Source organism: Streptomyces sp. NPDC006314, from assembly GCF_040613075.1.
Classification (GTDB): Bacteria; Actinomycetota; Actinomycetes; order Streptomycetales; family Streptomycetaceae; genus Streptomyces.
Genome location: NZ_JBEXRL010000062.1, coordinates 1 through 3,197 on the forward strand (window position 1 = coordinate 1; position 3,197 = coordinate 3,197).

At 70.1% G+C, this 3,197-nt stretch carries 2 protein-coding genes; both read left to right on the forward strand.

The window, feature by feature from the left end; translation table 11 throughout:
- On the forward strand, positions 1-1,292 hold a 1,292-nt coding region (locus tag ABZ079_RS36730; RefSeq protein WP_356943781.1), incomplete at its 5' end, for an SDR family NAD(P)-dependent oxidoreductase.
- A gap of 94 nt (positions 1,293-1,386) precedes the next feature.
- The coding region (locus ABZ079_RS36735; protein ID WP_356943783.1) for a type I polyketide synthase at positions 1,387-3,197 on the forward strand (1,811 nt) is incomplete at its 3' end.

The following is a 3,197-nucleotide window of genomic DNA, read 5'->3' on the forward strand; positions in this document are numbered from 1 at the left end:
CGCGGTGGTTGGCGGGGCGGGGTGCGGAGCATCTGGTGCTGGTCTCGCGTCGTGGTGGTCAGGCGCCGGGAGCCGATGTTCTGCGGGAGGAACTCAAGGCGCTGGGCGTTGGTGTGACGCTGGCGGCGTGTGATGTGGCCGATCGCGACCAGCTCCGGGCGTTGCTTTCCTCGTTGGGGGAGCAGGAGATTCCCGCGCTGACGGCTGTGGTACACACCGCCGGTGTCCTGGACGACGGCGTGCTGGAGACCCTTTCTCCGCAGCGGTTGGCGGATGTCATGCGTGCGAAGGCGGAAGCCGCTCGGCACCTCGACGAGCTGACCTCCGGCATGGACCTCGACGCCTTCGTCCTGTTCTCGTCGCTGGCGGGGACCGTGGGTGGTGCCGGTCAGGCCAACTATGCGGCGGCCAACGCGTTCCTGGACGGGCTGGCGGAGGTTCGCCGGGCGCGGGGACTGGCGGCGACATCAGTGGCGTGGGGCCGCTGGGCCGGTGAGGGCCTGGCCGTGGGCGAGGCCCGGGAGACGTGGGCACGCAGCGGTGGCTTGGCGCCGATGGAACCCGGCGACGCCCTGAAGGCGCTGGAGACGGTGCTGGGCCGGGACGAGGCATGCGTGGCCGTCGCCGATGTGGACTGGGACCGTTTCACCCCGCGCCTCGCGAGCTCCCGCCGCGCCCCTCTGGTCGCGGAGATTCCCGAGGCCCTTCGTGCCATGCAGAGTGCTACTGACGACGGCGCCGGCACGGCCGCTGACCCGGCCGGCTCCCTGCGTGCCGAACTGAGCGGCCTGTCCCCTGCCGAACAGGGCCTGCGCCTGCTTGACATGGTGCGCGGGAACGTCGCTGCCGTGCTCGGCCACGCCACCACCGAGGCGATCACCGCGGACCGGGCGTTCAAGGACCTCGGTTTCGACTCGCTGACCGCCGTCGAGCTGCGCAAGCGGCTCACCGGCGCGACGGGACTGCGGCTCGCGTCGACGATCGCCTTCGACCACCCGTCGCCCCAACTGCTCGCGGATCACCTGCTGGCGGAGCTGAGCCCCGACGGCGCGCGGCGCTTCGACGGCGTCGTCGGAGAACTCGACCGGCTCGCGTCGGACATCTCCGCCCTCGTCGGGGACGTCGAGGACGACGCTCGGAACGAGATCTCACTGCGGTTGAAGGCACTACTCGAACTGTGCGGTCCGGCCGAAGCGTCCGACTCCGGCACCGGCCGGACCGTCGACAAGCTCGCCTCGGCTTCCGACGACGACGTCTTCGATTTCATCAGCAACGAACTCGGGATCTCATGACCACCGGTCACAGGCCCCGGCCCGGCCCTTGCCGCATCTTCCCCCTCATCTCCCCGAACCACGTGATGACTTCCGGAACTTGGAGTAGTACCCCGTGACAAACACCAGCGAGGAAAAGCTCCGTTATTTCCTGAAGCGAGTGACCGGCGAGCTTCACGAAGTGCGGCAACGCCTCCAGGAGGCGGAGTCGGGAGAGCGCGAGCCCATCGCGATCGTGGGAATGAGCTGCCGTTTCCCCGGCGACGTCAACTCGCCGGAGGAACTTTGGCAGTTGCTGGCCGCGGGCGGTGACGCCTTCTCCGAGTTCCCCACCGACCGGGGCTGGGACGTCGAGGGACTGTACGACCCGGAGCTGGCGCGGCCTGGGACGTCGTACGTCCGCGAAGGCGGCTTCCTCACCGACGTCGGTGACTTCGATCCGGCCTTCTTCGGTATCTCTCCGCGCGAGGCGACGGCTCTCGACCCGCAGCAGCGGCTCCTGCTGGAGACGTCGTGGGAGGCCATCGAGCGGGCCGGTATCGACCCGACATCGCTGAAGGGCAGCCGTACCGGTGTCTTCGCCGGTACCAACGGCCAGGACTACGCCGCCCTGCTGCGTCGGGCCCCCAAGCAGTCCGAGGGCTATCTCGCCACCGGTATCGCGGCCAGCGTGGTGTCCGGACGTCTCTCGTACACCTTCGGTCTGGAGGGCCCGGCGGTCACGGTCGACACGGCCTGCTCGTCCTCTCTGGTGACCCTGCACCTGGCGGTCCAGGCACTCCGCAACGACGAGTGCTCCCTCGCCCTCGCCGGCGGCGTCACGGTGATGTCCACGCCCGAGACCTTCGTGGAGTTCAGCCGCCAGGGGGCGCTCTCCCGCACCGGACGGTGCCGGCCCTTCGCCGCTGCCGCGGACGGTACGGCGTGGGGTGAGGGTGTCGGCATGCTGCTGCTGGAGCGGCTGTCGGACGCGCGGCGCAACGGGCACCCGGTGCTGGCGGTCGTACGCGGCTCGGCGGTCAACCAGGACGGCGCCAGCAACGGTCTCACCGCCCCCAACGGGCCCTCCCAGCAGCGCGTCATCCGCGCCGCCCTCGCCAACGCCGGTCTCACCACCGCACAGGTCGACGCCGTCGAGGCCCACGGCACGGGTACGACGCTCGGCGACCCGATCGAGGCCCAGGCCCTGCTCGCCACCTACGGCCAGGGCCGCTCTGCCGATCGCCCGCTGTGGGTCGGCTCCCTCAAGGCGAACATCGGCCACACGGCCGCCGCCGCCGGTGTCGCCGGTGTCATCAAGATGGTCGAGGCGATGCGGCACGGTGAACTGCCGCAGTCCCTCTACGTCGACGAACCCACCCCGCAGGTCGACTGGACCACGGGCGCCGTCCGCGTCCTCACCGAACAGCGGGAGTGGCCGCGGCCGGGTGATCGTCCGCGTCGGGCGGGTGTGTCGTCGTTCGGCGTGAGTGGCACGAACGCGCACGTCATTCTGGAGGAGGCTCCGGAGCCGGTGCAGGCTTCGGATGCCCCGGGTGTCTCGGATGCCCCGGTTTCGTTGTCTGTGGTGCCGTGGGTGGTGTCCGGACGGGGTGCGGATGCTTTGCGGGCTCAGGCGGGTGCGTTGGTGTCCCGGGTCGGTGCGGGTGGGGGTCTTTCCGCGGCGAGTGTGGGTTGGTCACTTGCTGTGGGTCGGGCTGGGCTTGAGGACCGGGCGGTGGTGATCGGTTCCTCACGTGAGGAGCTGATCGCAGGGCTGGGTGCGGTCGCGTCGGGTGAGTCGGGGCCGGGTGTGGTGGCGGGTTCGGCGGTCGGTGGTGGCCGGCTCGCGGTGTTGTTCTCTGGTCAGGGTTCCCAGCGTGTGGGGATGGGCCGGGAGTTGTATGACCGGTACCCCGTCTTTGCCCAGGTCTTTGATGAGGTTTG